Consider the following 19,007-nt stretch of genomic DNA (forward strand, 5'->3'; position numbering starts at 1 on the left):
CGCCCGTCGGTCGAAACCCTAGAGGAGCGCTTCTCGCCCCTTTTTCTCGCTCCGCTTGGCTGTGCCGACCGGCTCCGGGGCTGGGGGCTGGCGAGTGTGCTCGACTTCGACTGGTGGACGTACGAGGATCTCGACCTGGGTGCCGGACTGCGCGTTCACGCGCTTCCCGCCATGCACTTTTCCGGGCGTTCGTTGACCGACCGCAACCAGACGCTCTGGGCAAGCTGGGCTATGTCCACAGACGCCGGGACGGTCTATTTCGGCGGCGATTCTGGCTACGGCCCGCACTTCTCCGCCATCCGCCAAACGATCGGCACCCCGGACGTCGCCCTCCTCCCCATCGGAGCCTATGAGCCGCGGAGCATCATGAAGCCGGTCCACGTGAGCCCGGACGAAGCGATGCAGGCGGCCGTCGATCTCGGGCACCCCGCAGTCGTGCCCATCCACTGGGGCACCTTCGATCTGGCAGACGAGCCCGTGCAGGCCCCGGCGCCGGCGGTCGTTCGATGCGCGGAGCACTTGAACCTCACGGAGCGCCTCCACCTGCTCCGACCCGGTGAGTCGACGCACATCGACCCGTGACCCGTCACTCGCCCCGTGCGACGTAGATCTCTCGAGACACGCTGGCCATGCTGCCGAAGACACCGGCCCCGCCCTCCACCGTTTCGATTACATTGGGGATGGAGCCCGGCGTAAAGCCCCCGCCGCCCTGCTGAGCCGTCTGCGAGCGAATGAAGTCGTAGAGGTTTTCGTCCAGCACGTTGATGCGCGACCGGTTGGGGCCGTAGAATGCCACCGCCACCCACGGGAGACGCAGGGTAAACGTACCGTCTGCATTCTGGGTGTACCCGGCCTCGTTCAGGATGGGCGACGACGTAATCACCACATCTTGCAGGACGATGTTCTCGTCCTGTCGGAGAAACTCCTGGATCAGCGGGACGAGATTTTCTTCCGTCGGATCGAGGGATTCAGTGCTGAAGATGTAGAACGCCTGGTCCCGACCCGGCGTCCGGCTCGGCGTAATGCGCACGGCGATTTCCTCGTCGGACTGATACGTGGCGGTGTCGCGGTTCGCCGCGACAATGGAGAACGTATCCGGAACGGTCGTCACGGCCCGGATCCGGTCGCCCGACTCGGTCGCGACGCGTAGCCGGTAGGTGCTCAGCGGCTCGATGTCGGGCACCGAGTTCCCGGTCTGCGCGACCGGGCGGTAAAAGCCGACGCTGTCGGGATCGGCCGCGTAGGGGATCGTCTGAAGGACCGCCCCGTCTGCGTTCAGCCGTTCGACACGCACATCCGCCCCGCGAACACCGGCATCCTCGATGTCGAACGTAGAATCCAGGGGCACGGAACGCGTCAGCCGGACGGGCGCTGCGGGCTCTCCCGCCACCTGATACGATTCCACGACAACGTCTACTTCGAACGGCTCGGGTCCCGCTGCGTCGCACGAAACGAGCGCGACGGCCAGGCACGCGGCGACAGAAAGGCTGAGCAAACGTACAAACACGGGCAAACGGTACGGCCGATTTGAGCGAGCGAGTGGTCGGCGAAAGTCAACGAACCGTCTGAAGGCGGGATCCGACGTGTCAACAAGATTGCGTCCTTCCCTTTCTGCAAAAAGACGAATTCGGAAAACGGAACTTGATCCGGACGTGACGGGGACGGACGCCCCCTGACGGTGTCGCGCGGTACCCGTGTTCAGGCGCGGCGAAACTGCTTCCCGGCGAGCTGCCGTACGTGACCGTCGAACTCGAGCCGCAGGAGCGCGACCAGCGCATCGGACGGCGAACAGCCCGTCGTCTGGCACAGCTCATCCAGGTGCACAGGTTTAGATCCGAGCGCGTCGTACAGTCGTCGCGCATCGCCGTCCAGAGAGGTGGCCACGTCTTGCTCCGGTGTCACCTGCCCCGTGGTGTCCGCGGTCGGCAAGCGAAGCTCCGCCAGAAGGTCGTCGACGTCGGCCACCAGCTTCGCCTCTCCCCGCCGGATCAGCGCGTTCGTCCCCTCGCTGGCAGATGTTGTGATGGGTCCCGGAACGGCAAACACCTCCCGGTTCTGCTCGAGGGCCATGCGTGCGGTGATGAGAGCCCCGCCCTCCCGATGCGACTCGACGACGAGCGTGCCCAGCGTGAGACCGCTCACGACGCGGTTGCGCTCGGGAAAGTACCGCGGGTCCGGCTCCGCATCGATCGGATACTCGGACACGACAGCCCCGTTCTTCACCATCGCTCGGGCCAGGGATCGGTTCGCGCCGGGATACACGCAGCCCAGTCCCGACCCCAGCACCGCGACCGTCTGCCCGCCCGCCTCCAGGGCGCCCCGGTGCGCGGCTGTATCCACGCCATATGCCAGTCCGCTCACCACCGGGAGGCCGTGCCGCACGAGTTCAGCAGCAAATCGGGCCGCCTGCTGGCGACCATAGTCGGTGCATCGACGCGTACCGACAACAGCAATCGCCCCGCGATGAATGCAGGACAGGTCCCCGCGGACCCACAGGAAAACCGGTGGGTCGTAGATCTGCCGAAGGCGATCAGGGAACGCGTCATCCCAGGGCGTGATGAGCACGGCTCCGATCGCCTCTGCCCGACGCATCTGCCGATCGACGGCGTCGTGATCGTCAAAGGTCAGAATCGCCTCCGACACCGACGGGCCGACGCCCGGCACAGACTCCAGTTGCGTGCGACCGGCCTTCCATACCGCCACCGGTGACCGCAGATACGCCAGCAACGCTCGAATGCGAGCTGCGCCGAGGCCCGGCACGAGAGAAAGTGCCACCAGCGCGCGCCGCTGCTGAGGCGTATCGAGCGCCGGGTTGATCTGCCGCCCGAACGCCTCGTCCCCCGGCTCATGCCAGGCCGCTCCCAATTCCGGGTCGACGCTCAGTCGGTCTCCCCATCCTATCTCCCCCTTCCGATTCCCCACGCTTCGCTCTGTCAATCGATGCGTACTCACGACCTACGATGCAGACAAATAGTAAGTCTTGACATATAGTATTTCAACTGTCGTATCTACAATAATACCGTAATTAATAGACGATATCTTACGCTCCGATATCCTGCTTCTTGGACTTTATCTCGGTGACGAGGTCGTAGAGGCGGTGCTTCAGCGTGTCAAGTCCGGCTCCGGATACGGAGCTGATCGGCAAAAACTCGACATCGTCGGGGAATTCCTCCCCCATGATCTCCGGTAGCAACTCCTGCTCATCCGGCGCCAGCGTGTCGATCTTCGATAGGGCGACCAGGTGCGGCTTCTGCAGAAGCGGCGCGTGATACTCTTTGAGTTCGTGGCGAAGCTTCTCATAGTCGCCCGCCGGATCGTCTGAGAGAACGGGGATGACGAAGAGAAGAACCGAGGTCCGCTCGATATGCCGGAGGAAGCGCAGGCCCAGGCCTTTTCCCGTATGCGCATCTTCGATGATGCCGGGAAGGTCGGCCATTACGAAGGACTCGAATTCACTGATGTAGACCATGCCGAGCTGCGGATTCAACGTAGTAAAGGGGTAGTCCGCAACCTCGGGCTTCGCGGCTGACAGTGACGATACCAGCGTGCTTTTGCCGGCATTGGGAAATCCGACCAGACCGACATCGGCCAGCAGCTTCAGTTCGAGTGTGATCTCCCGGTATTCGCCGTCCTCGCCGGGCTGGGCGTGTCGCGGCGCCTGGTTGGTGGACGACTTAAAGAAGGCGTTTCCCTTGCCTCCGCGTCCTCCTTCCGCGATGGTGATCCGTTCGCCATTCTCCAGTACCTCCCCGATCACACCGCCGGTCCGCGTGTCCTTAATGACGGTACCGCGCGGCACGTAAATCACAACATCATCCCCGTCTGCACCCGTTTTCTTGAACTTCCCCCCGGGCTCACCGTCTCCGGCCTCGTGGTGCTTGTTGTACCGGAAGTCGAGAAGCGTATACAGATTCTCGTCCGCCTCGCAGTACACGGAACCGCCGTGCCCCCCGTCGCCGCCCGCCGGGCCTCCCCGCGGCTCGTACTTCTCCCGCCGCCAGGACACCAGCCCGCGCCCACCGTCTCCACTACGGACCTTAATGTCTACCTTGTCAACAAATTTCATGGTCTGGACGGGCTAACGGATCGGATAGGAGTGGACGGCACGTTGGATGCACGGCGTGGAAACACGCGATGATGGACCGTGCGTTTCCCGCATCGGCGCGATTTTCACTGCTGCTTACCAGAGGTCGTTCGCGGAATGTCTACCGTTCCGCTACGTTATCAGGTCCTGCACACCTTTTCTTATCAGACGCAATGAACGACGTGGAGATCTACACGGACGGATCCTGCAGCGGCAACCCCGGCCCCGGCGGTTGGGCGGCGATCGTAATTGATGGCGAAGACGTGGATCAACTGACGGGCGGCGAGCCGCAAACGACCAATAACCGGATGGAGCTTATGGCCGCCATCCAGGGACTGGCGTCGCTGGAGGAGCCAACGGACGTCAAGCTTTACACAGACAGCGCCTACGTCTCCCGCGCGTTCAACGACGGCTGGATCGTAAACTGGAAAAAGAACGGCTGGCGGACGTCCTCGAAGAAGCCGGTCAAAAACAAGGAGCTCTGGCAGAAGCTCGACGCGCAGAACGAGCGGCACGACGTCGAGTGGATCTGGGTAAAGGGCCACGCAGACAACGAACTCAACAATCTGGCGGACGCGCTCGCCGTGGACGCAATGAACCAGTACAAGTAGTCTCGACGGTCGCTGCCACCGCGCGTACGGATCATGCAGCCGCGCGTCAACCCTGTCTTTTTTTCTCCACCCGACTTCTGCCACTGCAGTGACCACATATAGCGAAGAGGATTTTGCCGACTCCCGCTTCACGCACGGCGAGCGCGTACGCGTGCTCCTTCGCCATCCGACCTACGGTCACGTGATGGGCGAAGCGGAAGGGACCTGTGCCGCCCGAGAGAGAGACGTCGAATTCGAAACGCCGGACGGTCAGATGCGGACGAAGACGCTCGTCTGGCTGAAAAACATGTCGGGATACAAAAAGCCGCACCCGAATCTGCCCGACCAGACCAAGGAGGTGGAGGAGGCGTGGTTTGCCGAAGAGGCGCTCCGAAAAATGGAGGCTGATCCTCTCGACGGTGTGAGCTTCAACTGAACGCCTCACTGGCCCGGAACCAGGGCGTCGACGGGGGCGACCGGACTCATGCTTCCATGGGCGTCGCCTCCCGCGAGGGTCGAAGCGGTGCGGACGGTCGGTTTTCCGCGCCCACATCCAGGGTGACGGCAGCCGGAACGGTCCGCTGCCGGCGTCGAAGCCCGTGCCGTGCGAGCGCGTGGCCGACCTGCTCGCCCGAGAGGTAGACGGCGCTGGCGCCCGCATCGATCAACGCGGCCCGTCCGTCCGGGTCGGTGGTGAGGGCGCTGACGGGGCCCTCAAACCCGGCCTCGCGGAGCGCGCGAACGGCGGCAAGCGTGGATTCACGATCCGGAAGAGCCAGCACGACGGCCTCGACCGTGTCCAGGCCGAGATCGCTCCACAGGGTTGCATCGCGGGCATCGCCGTACAGCACGCGCCGGCCGTTGCTTCGGTGCTCTGCAAGCCGCCCCGGATCTTCATCCACGCCCGCAGGGCACTGCATTCGGTCCGCGAAGTAGTCGTACGCAGCCGTTCCCACGCGTCCCATACCGACCACGACGAAGCGGGCACGACCGAGCGTTTCCGGGCGGGCGTCTCGCGGGCGACCGCTCCGCTGCCACGTCTCAAGCCACGGCGCCACCCGGGGCCACAGGTCCGGCGCCCGGCGGGCAAACGGGGCATTCACCAGATAGGACGCGGCGGTTGCGAGCGCAAGAGCTGTGAGTGTTGCCTCCGGCAGCAGGTTTTCCGCCACGGCGGCCGAGGCGACAATGAGCGACAGCCCGCTGTACGTCGTTAAGGGCATCGACGCCAGGAACGCCGTCCGGGCACGCAGGCGGAAGGCAGCAAACAGCCCGGTGTACAGCGCCCCTTTCACGACAAGCAATCCGAGGAGCCCCAGAACGACAATCAGGCCGGACGCATCCGGGAGGCCGACGAGCCCTACCGAGAGGAAGAACGCCGGCAGGAACGCGTCCTTCAGTCCACTGACCGCTTCGGACAGGTCGCCGGTGCGATCGGTCCCGGCGAGGAGGGCCCCCGCTACGAGTGCGCCCAGCTCAGAGCTCAGCCCGACCGCGCCGAACAGGAGGCTCCCACTCGTGGCCAGGGCCAGACCGAAGAGAAGGAGCATTTCGCCGCGTCCTACGGCATCCAGCAACCGCTTCAGAACGGGTCTGAGCGCGACGAGCGGGAGGACTGCCAGTGCCCAGGGGCTCGGCGGTTCGCCCATGGCCGCAATTGCAGTCGTGGCAACCACGGTCTGGACGAGGATGATGCCGATGGCAACGCGACCGTGATAGGAGCGCAGGTCGTTCTGCGCTTCCAGCGACTTGGCTGCCAGTACCAGGCTCGACGCACTCAGCCCCGCAGCAACAGCCAGCGCCCCGACGAGCGGGAGGCCGATGGCCACACCGACGCCTGTCACCAGAGCCGTCCAGAGCACGATGTGAAGGCTGCTGACACCGATGACCTCCATCTCCAGAAGGTTGCGCAACCGGAGGTCCAGTCCGACGATGAAGAGAACCAGGGCGACGCCGAGGTCGCCGATGCGATCGATCACCGCGCTGCCTTCCACACCAACCGCCGCCAGCGCCATCCCGGCAGCCAGATAGCCGACCAGCGGTGGCAGGCGGAGCGCCCGGGCACCGAGACCGGCAGCAAAGGCTACGATGATCCAGCCAATTTCGAAAAACAGTTCAGGCATGAACGAATACAGCGCACGTGGAGAAAATCGATCCGGCACCATGCCGGCCGGTAAAGGCAGTCGATGAAACTGCGTGTGCCCTCCTGCTGATTCGCGAGTTCTACGTGCAGACGCTTGCGAACCGCTTCCATCATGCAACGACTCCGCCACGCGCCGGAATCTTCACTCCCTCGTCACGGTAGTAGGACCACGATGTCTCGCCCAACCACCCTCTCGCGATGCTGTTAGACGATGCCCTGAGCCCTGACGACACGGCGCAGACCCTGCTGTACGTCCTGTTCACGGCCGCTCTCGACCATCGCTTTGAGGCCCGGCAGGCGGAAGCCTTCGGCATCTGGTCGCTGTGTTATGTTCAGTACTGTCAGCGAGAGGGCGTTCCGGCCGACGCTCCTCACCTCCCGGGTTTCCTCTCCCTCCTCCGCGAGCATCCCGGCGTAACGTCCGACGAAAAAGACGTTGCGCTCGACGCGGTCATGTTCGCCCTGTTCGATGTCTTTGACGGCCGCATCGACCCGGCCGTTGCCGAGCAGATGGTGGCGTTGGAGGATGAACGAAGCAATACCACGCAGCCCACATCGCACGCGGTCGAGACGGACCCTTCGCAGAACACCGCCTCCGGTGGCCGCCTGCTCACCCGCCTCCTCTTCCACACCGATCTCACGCTGTCCGAGGCCGTCCGACTGACGGCCGGCGACGTGGACGTGGAACGCGCGCTGCTCCGTGTTGGACCGTCCGGAGAAACGCGAATCATTCCGCTTCCGGACCACCTGCGCGCTGAAGTCAACTACCAGGCGCGATCGCTCCGCGCATCGGAAGACGGGCTGCGCTCGCCCCTCTTCCCCGCGGCGTACGACAAGTACGTGACGTCCTCTCCGAACGGGAACGAGGATAAAAACGCCGCCACACGCGTGATGCAAACACTTTTTCTGACGTGACGGCGCGATGACTTGCCGGCTAACGGCCGGATCGTGCCGACCATTGGGGGTTTTTGCCTCCGCACCTGTATCATCAGGCAGCAACGATTCGTTGTTTGAGCGACGGCCTGGGCAACGTAACCCCCCGGCCCCACTTCACCTGCCTGATCACCGACACCCTGCGCTGTCATGACGTTTCAAGATCGCATCCTCGGCGTCTTTCAACTGGACGCCGCCACGTTCGAAAACATCGAACACGACCCGGACGCCATGCAGCAAGCGGTGATCGTCGTCGCGGCCGCTGCCATCCTCTCGGGTATCGGAAGCTCCTTCGGCGGTGCAGAGCTCAGCGCCATATTCGTCAGCGTCATCTCGGCGTTCTTCGGCTGGGTGGTCTGGTCGGTCGTGACCTACGCGATCGGCACGAATGTATTCAACGGCACGGCCGACATCGGCGAGATGCTCCGGGTGATCGGATTTGCCTTTGCCCCGCAGTTTCTCGCGATCATCCCGTGCCTCGGCGGCCTGATCGGCTTCTTCTGGACGCTTGCCGCCGGATTCATCGCCATCCGACAGGGCCTGGATCTTGACAACACGAAAACAGCCCTTACGATCGGCGCCGGCGCGCTCGCCTACTTCGCGCTGATGATCGTCGTCGGAATCGTGATGGGCACAGCCGTCGGGATCGGCGGCCTCCTCGGGATGTAGACCGCCCCTCTACTACCTCCTCCGCGCCGACCGCTGTTCGCATGCAGACGTTCGATACGCCGCCCGCGCGGCCCATTATTTTCGCGCCGGACATGGTTCGCCTGATCCGAGACGGTGACAAAGTGCAGACCCGTCGCGTCATCACTCCGGCACCGGACCGCGTGCTTCGGATCGATCGCTCCGCCGCAACGCTCGAGGTGACGGTGCGATGCGCGGGGGAGACGGATCTGCAATCGATCACGGCTCCGCATGCACGGGGGGACGTCCTCTGGGTGCGCGAGTCGTGGACGGCCTCGTTTTTCGTCGATGGCCGCGAAACCGACTGGGCCGACACCGACACGGACGATCGGTCCGAATCGCGCTGCGCCTCGCTTCGCTACGAAGCAGATGAGGTGGACATGCCCCGACGACCCGGCGACTGGGTCTCACCGATCTTCATGCCCCGATGGGCGGCACGTCTCGCCATTCGAATCGAGGACGTCCGCGTCGAACAACTACAGGATCTGAGTGCCTTCGACGTGACGGATGAGGGTCTGCCCCTCCGACCCACGGCCGGAGCGTTACCGGATCGGCTCGATACGCTGGATGCTCCCCAGGCCGCGTTTCGATCTCGCTGGAACGCTTTTCAGCCGCGGGGCGGGCCAACCTGGGATGACAACCCATGGGTCTGGGTCTTTGCTTTTACGCCGGGGACTCTCTGACGATGACCGGCAGCCGGCCGTGCCGAAGGCAGATCAATTCCGAAAGCGAGACTCGTACTGTCCGAACGTCTCCTTGTCCATCGCCACCATGACGCGGGTAAGCGCAGCGGCGCGGGGACGAATGGGCTCCTGCTCCGCTGCCGGCTGAGCCTCGGCGCGTTCCGGGGACGGTACGTCGGAGAGCACACGGGCACGAAGGGCTGTCTTGAGCGGTCCCGCCAGACCCGTCGTTTCCTCCAGGCCGAAGATGACCGCATCCACCGCATGCGTTAACTCCTCGGGCGTTACCGTCGTCTTCTCGCGTAAGTACGTCACGAAGTCGGGCACAACCCGGTGATCGGGCCACGGACGGTCGTACCGGTCGCAGTATGCCCGAAAGCACAGATTCCAGGCAGTAAATATTTCAGCCAGCGGCTCCGGGATGTCGCGACGGCGAGCCGCGAGGGACATGGCTGCTTGAAGGGCCGGATCGGTCGAAGCCATGGCTACGGCGAACGGATCAGTGAGTGTGTTGTAGCGGGACAGTCGATAAGTGCAAACCCTGAGCCAGAACCCTCTGAACCCGCCTGGCACCCACAAAACGCACACACCAGGAGAAAACGGCGTCGCGCTGTTTCTTGTTCTTTGAGGTGAGACAGGGGCCTCGTGTCACATGACACAGACGCGAGCCCATCCCCGTCTTGAGGTTGCCGCAACCCGACACGCACCTGCACCGCAGCCTGCTTTATTCTGACGTGGATGTGACGTGCATTCGGCCCCCTCCGATCGGCACACAGAATTTCCGGCGACCCGATTTTAGACCGGCCGGAACGGTGACGGTTGAACGGCACGGCTGGATTTCGGTCCGCCTTCGGCCCGGGCGGTAAGCTTATCCTCCAGTTCCGTAACGGTGCGCGCTGTCACCGTCCAGTCGCGCATGACCGCGTGTGCCACGTAGACTTTGTCGCCGAGCGACATGTGGTGCATTAAGACGACCCATCGGGGCGCCACTTCCGTCTCATCCCACGCGTCCACACCCTCGATCGCGGACCGAATCCGTGCCCGCTCAGCGGCGTCCTGCTGAATGTCTCCCTGGAAATGAATGATACTCATGTGCCCTCCCTGGACGGTGAAACTCCACCGGACGACGAATGGCGGCGGCACCCGCGGCGCATCGTCGTACATGTCGACGTGCCAACAACCCTCGATACACTGATACAAATTTTCAATTTAACGTACATCCAAGGATCGCTGCGGATCCGATGGAGCCGGATAAAAGATGTTGTAACGCGCATTCATCCTGGAACGCACCCCTTAAGCCGGGGTTGAAACGCATAGACAAGAGACAAACAGCCGCCCCAGGCTGGATATCCGCCCCTCGTGACCTTCGTATCCCTCATCATGTCGGTTTCTGCGACTTGCTGTTGTTGTATGTCCGGCGTCGGAGGGATCCGTGTGCACATGGCATACGGCTCGGTCAGCGTGTAGGCTGAACCGTCATATCGCCCCGCCCGTCGCCTCTCCGGATTGCCCGCGAGAGGCGTTTTTTGTTTCGCCCCTCTTCATTCTCGCGCTCGCCGAACGGTCTATGCCTTCTTCAGATTCCATCGCCTCGCCTTCCGGTCCCGCCCGGTCCGCGGTCCGCTCCCGACGCAGGCCACGGGCGACCGATGCCACCACGTCTGGGAGCCGTCTGATTGAGCAAATCGGCAACACGCCGCTGCTCCGACTGGACGCCATCGGACGCGACCTGCCCGACACCGTCTCGCTCTACGCGAAGGCAGAGCATCTGAACCCGGGTGGATCGGTAAAGGACCGTCCGGCCCTGCGCATGATCGATGACGGCATCGCTGCCGGCGAGCTCACCGGGGACCGGACGCTGATCGACGCTACGAGCGGCAACACGGGAATCGCATATGCCATGATCGGGGCGGCGCGGGGTCTATCGATCGCCCTCGCCCTTCCCGAAAACGCCTCGGAGGAGCGAAAGCAGATCCTGAGAGCGTACGGTGCGAAACTGATCCTCACGGACCCCCTCGAGGGTACGGACGGGGCGCAAGCACGCGTCAAACAGTTCGTCAAGGACCATTCGGACGCCTATTTCTACGCGAACCAGTACGACAACGACGCCAACTGGAAAGCGCACTACGACGGTACCGGACGCGAGATTCTCGAGCAAACGGGCGGCCGCGTCACCCACTTTGTGGCCGGCCTCGGCACCACCGGAACGTTTATGGGCACCACCCGCCGGCTGAAGGAAGAGCGCAGCGACGTTCGCGCGATCGCGATGCAGCCGGATTCGCCGATGCACGCAATGGAAGGTCTCAAGCACATGGAGACCGCCCGCGTACCCGGTATTTACGTCCCGGAGATAGCGGATGAGCACGTCACGTGCCGAACGGCGGATGCGATCGACATGACGCGTCGCCTTGCACGTGAGGAGGGGCTCCTCATCGGACCGTCTGGTGGTGCGAACGTGCATGCCGCGCTCCGGATCGCTGAATCTCTCGATCAGGGCGTCGTGGTCACCATCCTGTGCGATACCGGAACCCGGTACCTCTCGGACGACCTTTTCAGCGACTGAGCAACCCCGACCGTCCCCCGTTCTTCATCCGAAACCCGTGTCTCCATGATTGCCTCCCCATCTGTGATTCAGGCCATCCGCGACCACGGCGCCAGCGCGTACCCGGAAGAAGGATGCGGCTTTTTGGTCGGCACCGTTGACGACAGTGGCACAAACCGCGTCTCACGCGTCCGCCGTGTGGCCAACCGCAACACCGAGAACCGCGAGCGGCGCTATGAAATCACGCCGGACGACTACCGCGCCGCAGCGGAGGAAGCCGCTGGAGACGGTCTGGATGTCGTCGGCTTCTACCACTCGCACCCCGACCATCCGGCCGAACCCTCGGAGACGGACCTTGCGGACGCCACGTTTCCCGGCTACACCTATGTGATCGTTTCGATCGACGACGGGACGCCGGATGACCTTACCGCCTGGTCGCTGGCGCCCGACCGCTCCCGGTTCCAACCGGAAGAGGTCAGACTCATCTAACCGACCGCATCACGGCAATAATCCTTGCCTCGAGCACTCGAGCCTCTCCTTTTAATCGATCATCCTCGCATCATGCCTGACACACAGACCCGTACCGCGACCGTCCGCATCCCTACGCCGCTCCGTTCCTATACGGACGGCCACGCAAGCGTTGACGCTACGGGCACGACCGTTTCCGACGTACTGTCGGACCTCGTTCAGCAGTATAGCGACCTTGAGTCCAATCTATATACAGAGGACGGTACGCTACGGCAGTTCGTAAACATCTACGTCAACGACGACGACATCCGTTACCTCGAGGGTCCCGACACGAACGTCGAGGATGGAGACGAAGTGTCGATCGTGCCCTCCATCGCCGGTGGGTGATCGGACCCTCCCTCTGCTCGACCCTTCTGAATACGCCTCTGCTTCCCTCATGGCTTCCCATTCTTCATCTAATGCCGGTGCCACCGTCGCCCCGCCCCGGGCGCCGGACCTGTCCACCGACGAGTTGCAGCGGTACAGCCGCCATCTCACGCTCCCCGAATTCGGTCGCGAAGGACAAGAGAAACTGAAGGCCGCATCCGTCCTGCTGGTCGGAGCCGGCGGCCTCGGCTCTCCCGCCGCGACCTATCTCGCCGCCGCGGGTGTGGGTAAGATTGGGCTGGTTGACTTCGACCGCGTCGAGGCCTCCAACCTGCAGCGACAGATCCTCTACAGCACGAGTGACGTCGGTCGCCCGAAACTGGAGGCCGCGCGGGAGCGGCTGACCGATCTGAACCCGCACGTCGAGATCGAAACCCACGACGTGCGCCTGACCAGCGACAACGCGCTGGATATCATCGACCCGTATGACGTCGTTGCCGACGGAACGGACAATTTTCCGACGCGCTACCTCGTGAACGATGCGTGCGTGATGACGGGCACGCCGAATGTCTATGCCTCCATCTTTCGGTTCGAGGGACAGGTCTCGGTGTTCGCCACGGAGGACGGCCCGTGCTACCGCTGTCTGTACGAAGAGCCGCCGCCGCCCGGCCTCGTGCCGTCGTGCGCCGAAGGCGGCGTCCTCGGCATCCTGCCCGGATTCATCGGGACGCTTCAGGCGACCGAAGTAATCAAGCTTATCACGGGCATCGGCAACCCGCTCATCGGCCGACTCCTCATGGTCGACGCCCTCGAGATGAACTTCCGCACCCTCAACGTGCAGAAGAACGACGATTGCCCCGTGTGCAGTGACAACCCGACGCAGACGGAACTGATCGACTACGAAGCATTTTGCGGTATTCCGTCTTCCGATTCTTCCCAAAATGGCACCGACGACGTGAGCCAGATCCCCGAAATTTCCGTTCAGGACCTCAAGCAGCGCCGCGACGACGGTGACGCGCCGTTCTTGCTCGACGTGCGAAAGCCGCACGAGGCAGATATCGCGGATATCGGCGCGGACCAACTCATTCCGCTGGACGAACTGGAAGATCGGCTCGATGAGATGGACGCCGAACCGGGATCAGAAGTCGTCGTCCACTGCCGTTCGGGTGGACGCTCCGCGAAGGCAACCGAGTTTCTCCGGAAGAAGGGCTTCGATGCGAAGAATCTGGCCGGCGGTACGCTGGCGTGGAGTGATGAGGTTGACGACTCTGTCGCCAAGTATTGACCGGCTCGCTCACCGGGCATCCACACCCGATGGCATGAGAAAAGCCGCCGACCCTGAGGACATGCCTCCAGGGTCGGCGGCCTTATTTGTTTCTCCGCGTAACGCGACTGGCTGGATCGCACATTAGCAGGCCTGCCGCTTCAGGGTGTTGCAACGCTGAGCACACGCGCTTTGGCGACCGGGTAGTCCACGTTGAGCGGACCACGGAACGTCTTTTCGCTGTTGGCCGGCACATTCTCGACCTCAATCATCGTCGTTCCGACGCGAGCACCGGTCGCGTCGTACAAACCGACGTCGACCTGGACGATCGACACCGCCTTTGCATTGTTGTTGATCAGCGTGCCGCTGAACGACCGTTCGCCCGTCTCTTGAATCGTGACCAGGCGCGGGTTCGAGACGTCAAGCTTGCTGGCCGAGACGTCCCGGGCGTCGGAGTTGTTGCAGCCAACCGCCAACGAGCCGATCACGAGCAGACAGACGATCAGAAGCGCTCGACGTGCCACAAAGCGGGCAAAACGAGCGGTGCTACGGGATACTGCGTCCATAGGGTGGAAACCGTTTAACGAATAAGGATCGGGGACCGGTACGCTACTGATTCACGTCCGCGAGGTCGTCGAGGTTTGAGCGGAGGCGTTCGAGTTCGGCGAGGGCGTCTTCTTTCTTCTGCCGCTCCCGATCGACCACCTCCTCCGGTGCCTTCGACACGAACTGCGGGTTGTTCAGCTTTTTCTCGACCCCCTGCAGGAAGTCTTCTTTCTGATCGATCTCTCGGCGGAGTCGGTCGCGTTCCTGATCCAGGTCGATCATGCCCGCAAGCGGCACGAACACCTCGCAACGCCCGACAACCACGGACGCCGAGGCGGCCGGTTTCTCGGCCTCCGGCTCGACGGTCAGATTCGTGACGCTGGCAAGTGTCTCGAAGTACTCGTCGTACGACGCAAGTTCGTCGGCCAGGTCCTGATGGCGACGCGGAACGCTCACCGTAGCCGCAATTTCCTTGCCTTGTCCGACACCGTAATCGCTTTTCACACCTCGGATGCCCGAGATTAGATCCTGAATCAGCGAGAAGGTCTCGGCCCGGTCGGCATTCATCTGGTCGTGATCGGTCACGGGCCAGTCGGCCACGATGCAGGCATCCTCCTGCTCGCGGGGACGGAGACGCCACCATAGCTCCTCCGTAATGAACGGCATGAACGGATGCAGCAGCTTGAGGAGCGCTTCGTAGATCTCGACCGCAATCGCGATCTTCTCGTCCGACATCTCTTCCCCGTACGGCGGCTTGATCAGCTCGAGGAACCAGTCGCAGTAGTCGCGCCAGAACACGTCGTAGACGCGCTGGGCCATCTCGTTGAGCCGGTAGCGGCCCAGCGACTCATCCATGTCCTCGATCGCCGCATTCAAACGGTGCAGCATCCACTGTTCGACGAGTTCGAGCTCCTCGAAGGACCGTTCGCGCCGATAGTCTTTCCGCGGGCGGCCGTCTCCATCCGTCTCCATGAACTGACCGAAGACGTTGAACGCATTCCAGATCTTGTTTGCGAAATTGCGTCCCATCTCGAACTTCGACGGGGCCAGCTTGATGTCCTGCCCCTGAGCGCACAGCATCGTGAGCGTAAACCGGGTGGCATCCGCCCCGTATTGATCCACCATTTCCAGTGGGTCGATGCCATTGCCCAGGCTTTTCGACATCCATCGGCCCTGCTCATCCTTCACCATTCCCGTGATGAAGACCTTGGTGAAGGGCGGCTCGTCCATGACGTAGTATCCCGCCATGATCATCCGGGCGATCCAGAAGAAGAGGATGTCGTATCCTGAGACGAGCACATCCGACGGGTAGAAGGTCTCAAGGTCCTCCGTTTCCTCCGGCCAGCCCAGCGAGGCGAAGGGAGCCAGCCAGGAGGAGAACCAGGTGTCCAGCACGTCTTCATCCTGGACCATTTCTTCCCCCGTATCGGGAGGATCAATGCTCACGACGTAGCCACGCTCTGGATCGGGATCGCCGTTTTCATCCGTGTAGTACCACACCGGAATCTGGTGCCCCCACCAGAGCTGCCGCGAGATGCACCAGTCGCGGATGTTTTCCATCCAGCGGAAGTACTCGTTGGCCCAGCGCTCGGGATAGAATTCGATATCCCCATCACGCACCGCCTCAATAGCGGGTTCGGCCAGCGGCTCCATCTTGACAAACCACTGCCTGGAGATCAGGGGCTCGATCACGGCTCCCGACCGGCTCGAAACCGGCACTTTGTTTTCGTAGTCCTCCACATCTTCGAGCAACCCTTCGGTCTCGAGATCCTCCACGATTTTGTCCCGCGCCTCGAACCGATCCAGCCCTTCGTACGGGCCTCCGTTGGCGTTGATGTGTCCTGTCGTCGTCATCACATTGATCGACTCCAAGTCGTGCCGGCGCCCGATCTCGAAGTCGTTCTCGTCGTGCGCGGGCGTCACCTTTAACGCGCCGGTGCCGAACTCGCTGTCGATGTAATCATCCGCGATCACCGGGATCTCGCGCCCGAGAACGGGAACGACGACCGTCCGGCCGATCAGGTGTGCATAGCGCTCGTCGTCCGGGTTGACAGCGATCGCCGTGTCTCCGAGAATCGTTTCGGGACGTGTGGTTGCGATCGTCACGTACTGCATCGGGGTGGGCCGATCGTCCCCGTCGACGGATTCATCCTCCGCGGCGGCGTTCCCGACCGGTTCGGCAAGCGGGTACCGAACGTACCACAGGTGCCCCTGCCGATCGACGTTGTCGACCTCCTCGTCGGACAGCGCCGTCTCATTCTTGGGGTCCCAGTTCACGAGGTAGTCGCCCCGGTAAATCAGGCCGTCCTCGTAGAGCTGGACGAAGACTTCCTGCACCGCACGGGAAAAGTCATCATCCATCGTGAAGTACTGCCGCTCCCAGTCACAGGAGTCGCCCAGCGTTCGCTTCTGCTGGAGGATAATGTCGCCATATTCCTCCTTCCACTCGTACACCCGGTCCACGAAGGCGTCGCGGCCGAGGTCGTGACGCGTCTGGTTCTCCTCCTCCGCCAGCTTTTTCTCGACGACGTTCTGCGTCGCAATGCCGGCGTGGTCGAGGCCCGGCATCCACAGGGATTCGAAGCCCTGCATCCGGCGAATCCGCGTGAGCGCGTCCTGGATCGAGTCTTGAAGCGCGTGTCCGATATGGAGCCGCCCGGTGACGTTCGGCGGCGGCATGATGATACTGTGGGGACGGACGTCGTCGCCGGCTTCAACCTTGAAAAAGCCGCGGCGCTCCCAGTAGTCGTACCATTTGGATTCGATGGCCGACGGATCGTAGGCCGTGGAGGTGCCGGAGGAAACCGGCGGGGCGTCGTGAGACATGGGCTAAGGTGTCGGGAGAACATCGATCGCGAAGCTCGCCGACGCCGGAGAGAAGATACCCGACGAAAACGGCAGCCGACGTCCGCCTGCGGGCCGGATCGTGCATCAAGCGCACCAGAAGACAAACCCGCGCGCCGACGCCGGCCGCAGCCGGATGCCGAACCCTTAACGTAGCATCGCGCAACGTTGGATGTGGAACCGCCGCTGTTATTTTCTTCTAAAGCGCGCGGATCCAGAGACATGACGGGATGAGTTCGCCGCATTACGGCGCATCGCCCGCGATTTCGAACATAGACGTCGGCACCTGATCGCCCGACACCTCTTCGGCCGCGGACTCAGACGTGTGGACGGACTGAATCCGGGCGAGGGCCTGCTGGATGAGCGTTGTGGAGGACCCGGACTGTCGCTGCGGTCCGAGATCCGATGTGCCCGACGACGCCCGAATGGACTCGAGCCTCCGACGAAGGGCATCCAGACGAGGATTCTCTGTGCTGATCTGCTGTCGCTTCTCCTCCCACGCGTCCAGCCGGTCCCGTGCGCTGCTAAGCATGTCCATCACCGAGGCATCGTCCGCGTCCGACTGCGGTTGATCCATCTCGGGTCGGTTGAGGCGCGGCAGCGCCGCCGATCCGCCCCTGGACAGCTCGGCGATGTTGGCGCGGGCGAGGACCTGCAGCTGTAGAACTTCCCCCGGAGACAGGTTGCAGCGATCCGCCACGCGTTCAAGCCAATCATGGTGCTCGGCCGGTAATTCGATCGTTACGGACGTGGACTTCGGCATGCTCGGTGGGTCGTTTTCGACGACCGCAGATGGGGGGACGTATGGGGGCTACTTGGATCGAAGCGTCCGCGCCTCGGGCCCGCGCCTCGGGTTCGATCAAAGTAGGTGTTAAGGAATTCCAGACTTAAGCGCCCTGTTCCTTTTGACAATGCCCGACCGACGTATTTCCGCGAAACGTTATGGACGTAACAATTTGTTTAACGGCAGTACGTCGCGGATAATCGGACCCGCACGAATCAGGCGGGATCGAACCGGTCCAGGAGTACGCCGATCTGGCTTCGCACCCGTTCCGTGACAAGCTCAACCGTACGTCGGCGGATTTCTCCCGTGTGCTGTAGATACAGCTTCATTTCATCCTGGGTAAAGTGACCGAGCACCATGCCCAGGAGGGTTCGCTTCAGCCGGCTGTCCTGATTGAGAAGGTTTTCCAGCCGTCGCTGCTGCTCCGCGCGATCCATTCGCGCGAACCCGGTCCCGTATCGCTGGAGCGTGTCGGCCACCAGATCGAGGATCAGAGGATTCAGAAACTTCAGGATCGGGCGTAACACATCGTGTTGGAACGCCTCGACCGGCTGGCACTCGGACGTGTCAACGGAAAGGTCCGGGCGGATGGAACGGACGGCGTCGTCGCGCGAGGTAGCCATTGGCGGCGTATGGGAGACGATACGGGGAATCGAGACGAGATTTTTCTTCAGCTATGGACCATATAGATCCCTGACGGATCGGAGTTGGGGACGACGCTGTAATATTTTGGCTCACACCGCCGTCGGCGTCAGCGAGCCGATACCCGAACCTGTTTGATATCCCCCTGCTTTCATGAATCTCTTTTCGACGGATTCCTCCACATCGATTGCGACTCGAATCGTCCAGGGCGTTTTGAGTGTCCTCGGGGTGTACGCCATCATCCGGTTCTTGCCCCGTATCGTCTCATCCGTATTCAAGCGGTTCGTGATCGGTATCGTGGGGGAGATCCTTCTCGTCGCAGGAGGAACGCTTCTGACCGAACAGTGGTCGCGACACTCAGGCACCGAGGCAGGTACCGTCCGTCCCCGTGACGCCTCATCGCGTCCCGATACACGCTAATCACCGCCTCC

The 19,007-nt window shown here is 62.7% G+C and carries 21 protein-coding genes; 11 read left to right on the forward strand and 10 right to left on the reverse strand.

All coding sequences use genetic code 11. From position 1 onward, the window contains the following. Positions 1 to 582, forward strand: a 582-nt coding sequence (locus ACFCU0_RS13465) for an MBL fold metallo-hydrolase (RefSeq protein WP_434974198.1), incomplete at its 5' end; no start/stop codon positions are given. A 4-nt stretch (positions 583 to 586) separates the two neighbouring features. On the opposite strand, the gene ACFCU0_RS13470 is transcribed toward ACFCU0_RS13465, so the two are convergent. The 3 genes from ACFCU0_RS13470 to obgE form a co-directional block, all read right to left on the reverse strand. Beyond that, positions 587 to 1,495: a DUF4249 family protein gene (locus ACFCU0_RS13470; RefSeq protein ID WP_434974199.1), complete on the reverse strand. Its 909-nt coding sequence runs from the start codon at positions 1,493 to 1,495 to the stop codon at positions 587 to 589. A gap of 203 nt (positions 1,496 to 1,698) precedes the next feature. After that, the gene (gene dprA, locus ACFCU0_RS13475) at positions 1,699 to 2,952 is read right to left on the reverse strand and encodes a DNA-processing protein DprA (RefSeq protein WP_434974200.1); all 1,254 of its coding nucleotides are present in this window, start codon (positions 2,950 to 2,952) and stop codon (positions 1,699 to 1,701) included. A gap of 88 nt (positions 2,953 to 3,040) precedes the next feature. Then, positions 3,041 to 4,066 (reverse strand): GTPase ObgE, encoded by a 1,026-nt coding sequence (obgE, locus tag ACFCU0_RS13480; RefSeq protein WP_434974201.1) that lies wholly within the window; start codon positions 4,064 to 4,066, stop codon positions 3,041 to 3,043. A 191-nt stretch (positions 4,067 to 4,257) separates the two neighbouring features. Between obgE and rnhA the strand changes: the two genes are divergently transcribed. After that, a complete protein-coding gene (gene rnhA, locus ACFCU0_RS13485) occupies positions 4,258 to 4,695 on the forward strand; it encodes a ribonuclease HI (RefSeq protein ID WP_434974202.1) in 438 nt (145 codons plus the stop codon). Positions 4,696 to 4,783: 88 nt separating this feature from the next. Next, positions 4,784 to 5,110, forward strand: coding sequence for a hypothetical protein (locus ACFCU0_RS13490; protein WP_434974203.1), 327 nt, complete (start codon positions 4,784 to 4,786; stop codon positions 5,108 to 5,110). A 46-nt stretch (positions 5,111 to 5,156) separates the two neighbouring features. Here the strand turns inward: ACFCU0_RS13490 and ACFCU0_RS13495 are convergent, their stop codons facing one another. Next, positions 5,157 to 6,797 (reverse strand): cation:proton antiporter domain-containing protein, encoded by a 1,641-nt coding sequence (locus ACFCU0_RS13495; RefSeq protein ID WP_434974204.1) that lies wholly within the window; start codon positions 6,795 to 6,797, stop codon positions 5,157 to 5,159. Between the two features lie 218 nt (positions 6,798 to 7,015). Between ACFCU0_RS13495 and ACFCU0_RS13500 the strand changes: the two genes are divergently transcribed. From ACFCU0_RS13500 to ACFCU0_RS13510, 3 genes are all read left to right on the forward strand, one after another. Next, a complete protein-coding gene (locus ACFCU0_RS13500) occupies positions 7,016 to 7,732 on the forward strand; it encodes a hypothetical protein (RefSeq protein ID WP_434974205.1) in 717 nt (238 codons plus the stop codon). A gap of 168 nt (positions 7,733 to 7,900) precedes the next feature. Then, positions 7,901 to 8,419 carry a YIP1 family protein gene (locus ACFCU0_RS13505; RefSeq protein ID WP_434974206.1) on the forward strand — a complete coding sequence of 173 codons (519 nt, stop codon included), beginning with the start codon at positions 7,901 to 7,903 and terminating at the stop codon, positions 8,417 to 8,419. Between the two features lie 41 nt (positions 8,420 to 8,460). Further along, positions 8,461 to 9,120, forward strand: coding sequence for a hypothetical protein (locus ACFCU0_RS13510; RefSeq protein WP_434974207.1), 660 nt, complete (start codon positions 8,461 to 8,463; stop codon positions 9,118 to 9,120). Between the two features lie 33 nt (positions 9,121 to 9,153). Here the strand turns inward: ACFCU0_RS13510 and ACFCU0_RS13515 are convergent, their stop codons facing one another. Further along, a complete protein-coding gene (locus ACFCU0_RS13515) occupies positions 9,154 to 9,603 on the reverse strand; it encodes a hypothetical protein (RefSeq protein WP_434974208.1) in 450 nt (149 codons plus the stop codon). A 312-nt stretch (positions 9,604 to 9,915) separates the two neighbouring features. Then, positions 9,916 to 10,212: a hypothetical protein gene (locus tag ACFCU0_RS13520; RefSeq protein WP_434974209.1), complete on the reverse strand. Its 297-nt coding sequence runs from the start codon at positions 10,210 to 10,212 to the stop codon at positions 9,916 to 9,918. 475 nt (positions 10,213 to 10,687) lie between these two features. Here ACFCU0_RS13520 and ACFCU0_RS13525 point away from each other — a divergent pair, with 475 nt between their 5' ends. From ACFCU0_RS13525 to moeB, 4 genes are all read left to right on the forward strand, one after another. Continuing rightward, positions 10,688 to 11,683 (forward strand): PLP-dependent cysteine synthase family protein, encoded by a 996-nt coding sequence (locus ACFCU0_RS13525; RefSeq protein ID WP_434974210.1) that lies wholly within the window; start codon positions 10,688 to 10,690, stop codon positions 11,681 to 11,683. 45 nt (positions 11,684 to 11,728) lie between these two features. Beyond that, positions 11,729 to 12,151, forward strand: a complete 423-nt coding sequence (locus tag ACFCU0_RS13530; RefSeq protein ID WP_434974211.1) for a Mov34/MPN/PAD-1 family protein — start codon at positions 11,729 to 11,731, stop codon at positions 12,149 to 12,151. Between the two features lie 72 nt (positions 12,152 to 12,223). After that, positions 12,224 to 12,517, forward strand: coding sequence for a ubiquitin-like small modifier protein 1 (locus tag ACFCU0_RS13535; protein WP_434974212.1), 294 nt, complete (start codon positions 12,224 to 12,226; stop codon positions 12,515 to 12,517). A 49-nt stretch (positions 12,518 to 12,566) separates the two neighbouring features. Beyond that, entirely contained in the window at positions 12,567 to 13,781 is a 1,215-nt protein-coding gene (gene moeB, locus ACFCU0_RS13540; protein WP_434974213.1) for a molybdopterin-synthase adenylyltransferase MoeB, read from the forward strand. A gap of 140 nt (positions 13,782 to 13,921) precedes the next feature. On the opposite strand, the gene ACFCU0_RS13545 is transcribed toward moeB, so the two are convergent. The 4 genes from ACFCU0_RS13545 to ACFCU0_RS13560 all read right to left on the reverse strand — a co-directional run bounded on the left by ACFCU0_RS13545 (position 13,922) and on the right by ACFCU0_RS13560 (position 18,557). Further along, on the reverse strand, positions 13,922 to 14,326 hold the full coding sequence (locus ACFCU0_RS13545; RefSeq protein WP_434974214.1) for an FxLYD domain-containing protein: 405 nt from the start codon (positions 14,324 to 14,326) through the stop codon (positions 13,922 to 13,924). 43 nt (positions 14,327 to 14,369) lie between these two features. Continuing rightward, positions 14,370 to 17,132, reverse strand: coding sequence for a valine--tRNA ligase (locus ACFCU0_RS13550; protein WP_434974215.1), 2,763 nt, complete (start codon positions 17,130 to 17,132; stop codon positions 14,370 to 14,372). 262 nt (positions 17,133 to 17,394) lie between these two features. Next, positions 17,395 to 17,913, reverse strand: a complete 519-nt coding sequence (locus ACFCU0_RS13555) for a hypothetical protein (RefSeq protein WP_434974216.1) — start codon at positions 17,911 to 17,913, stop codon at positions 17,395 to 17,397. A gap of 236 nt (positions 17,914 to 18,149) precedes the next feature. Next, on the reverse strand, positions 18,150 to 18,557 hold the full coding sequence (locus tag ACFCU0_RS13560; RefSeq protein ID WP_434974217.1) for a hypothetical protein: 408 nt from the start codon (positions 18,555 to 18,557) through the stop codon (positions 18,150 to 18,152). 172 nt (positions 18,558 to 18,729) lie between these two features. On the opposite strand from ACFCU0_RS13560, the gene ACFCU0_RS13565 reads away from it, so the two are divergent. Then, positions 18,730 to 18,996, forward strand: a complete 267-nt coding sequence (locus ACFCU0_RS13565) for a hypothetical protein (RefSeq protein ID WP_434974218.1) — start codon at positions 18,730 to 18,732, stop codon at positions 18,994 to 18,996. Positions 18,997 to 19,007: the final 11 nt, after the last annotated feature.

Source organism: Longibacter sp., from assembly GCF_051155795.1.
Taxonomy (GTDB): Bacteria; Bacteroidota; Rhodothermia; order Rhodothermales; family Salinibacteraceae; genus Longibacter.

What these genes read in the sequence shown, in the direction of transcription:
- obgE (WP_434974201.1), bottom strand. Translation starts at nt 4,066, where the DNA reads ATGAAATTTGTTGACAAGGTAGACATTAAGGTCCGTAGTGGAGACGGT.
- rnhA (WP_434974202.1), top strand. Translation starts at nt 4,258, where the DNA reads ATGAACGACGTGGAGATCTACACGGACGGATCCTGCAGCGGCAACCCC.
- ACFCU0_RS13495 (WP_434974204.1), bottom strand. Translation starts at nt 6,797, where the DNA reads ATGCCTGAACTGTTTTTCGAAATTGGCTGGATCATCGTAGCCTTTGCT.
- ACFCU0_RS13500 (WP_434974205.1), top strand. Translation starts at nt 7,016, where the DNA reads ATGCTGTTAGACGATGCCCTGAGCCCTGACGACACGGCGCAGACCCTG.
- ACFCU0_RS13505 (WP_434974206.1), top strand. Translation starts at nt 7,901, where the DNA reads ATGACGTTTCAAGATCGCATCCTCGGCGTCTTTCAACTGGACGCCGCC.
- ACFCU0_RS13510 (WP_434974207.1), top strand. Translation starts at nt 8,461, where the DNA reads ATGCAGACGTTCGATACGCCGCCCGCGCGGCCCATTATTTTCGCGCCG.
- ACFCU0_RS13515 (WP_434974208.1), bottom strand. Translation starts at nt 9,603, where the DNA reads ATGGCTTCGACCGATCCGGCCCTTCAAGCAGCCATGTCCCTCGCGGCT.
- ACFCU0_RS13520 (WP_434974209.1), bottom strand. Translation starts at nt 10,212, where the DNA reads ATGAGTATCATTCATTTCCAGGGAGACATTCAGCAGGACGCCGCTGAG.
- ACFCU0_RS13525 (WP_434974210.1), top strand. Translation starts at nt 10,688, where the DNA reads ATGCCTTCTTCAGATTCCATCGCCTCGCCTTCCGGTCCCGCCCGGTCC.
- ACFCU0_RS13530 (WP_434974211.1), top strand. Translation starts at nt 11,729, where the DNA reads ATGATTGCCTCCCCATCTGTGATTCAGGCCATCCGCGACCACGGCGCC.
- ACFCU0_RS13535 (WP_434974212.1), top strand. Translation starts at nt 12,224, where the DNA reads ATGCCTGACACACAGACCCGTACCGCGACCGTCCGCATCCCTACGCCG.
- moeB (WP_434974213.1), top strand. Translation starts at nt 12,567, where the DNA reads ATGGCTTCCCATTCTTCATCTAATGCCGGTGCCACCGTCGCCCCGCCC.
- ACFCU0_RS13545 (WP_434974214.1), bottom strand. Translation starts at nt 14,326, where the DNA reads ATGGACGCAGTATCCCGTAGCACCGCTCGTTTTGCCCGCTTTGTGGCA.
- ACFCU0_RS13550 (WP_434974215.1), bottom strand. Translation starts at nt 17,132, where the DNA reads ATGTCTCACGACGCCCCGCCGGTTTCCTCCGGCACCTCCACGGCCTAC.
- ACFCU0_RS13555 (WP_434974216.1), bottom strand. Translation starts at nt 17,913, where the DNA reads ATGCCGAAGTCCACGTCCGTAACGATCGAATTACCGGCCGAGCACCAT.
- ACFCU0_RS13560 (WP_434974217.1), bottom strand. Translation starts at nt 18,557, where the DNA reads ATGGCTACCTCGCGCGACGACGCCGTCCGTTCCATCCGCCCGGACCTT.
- ACFCU0_RS13565 (WP_434974218.1), top strand. Translation starts at nt 18,730, where the DNA reads ATGAATCTCTTTTCGACGGATTCCTCCACATCGATTGCGACTCGAATC.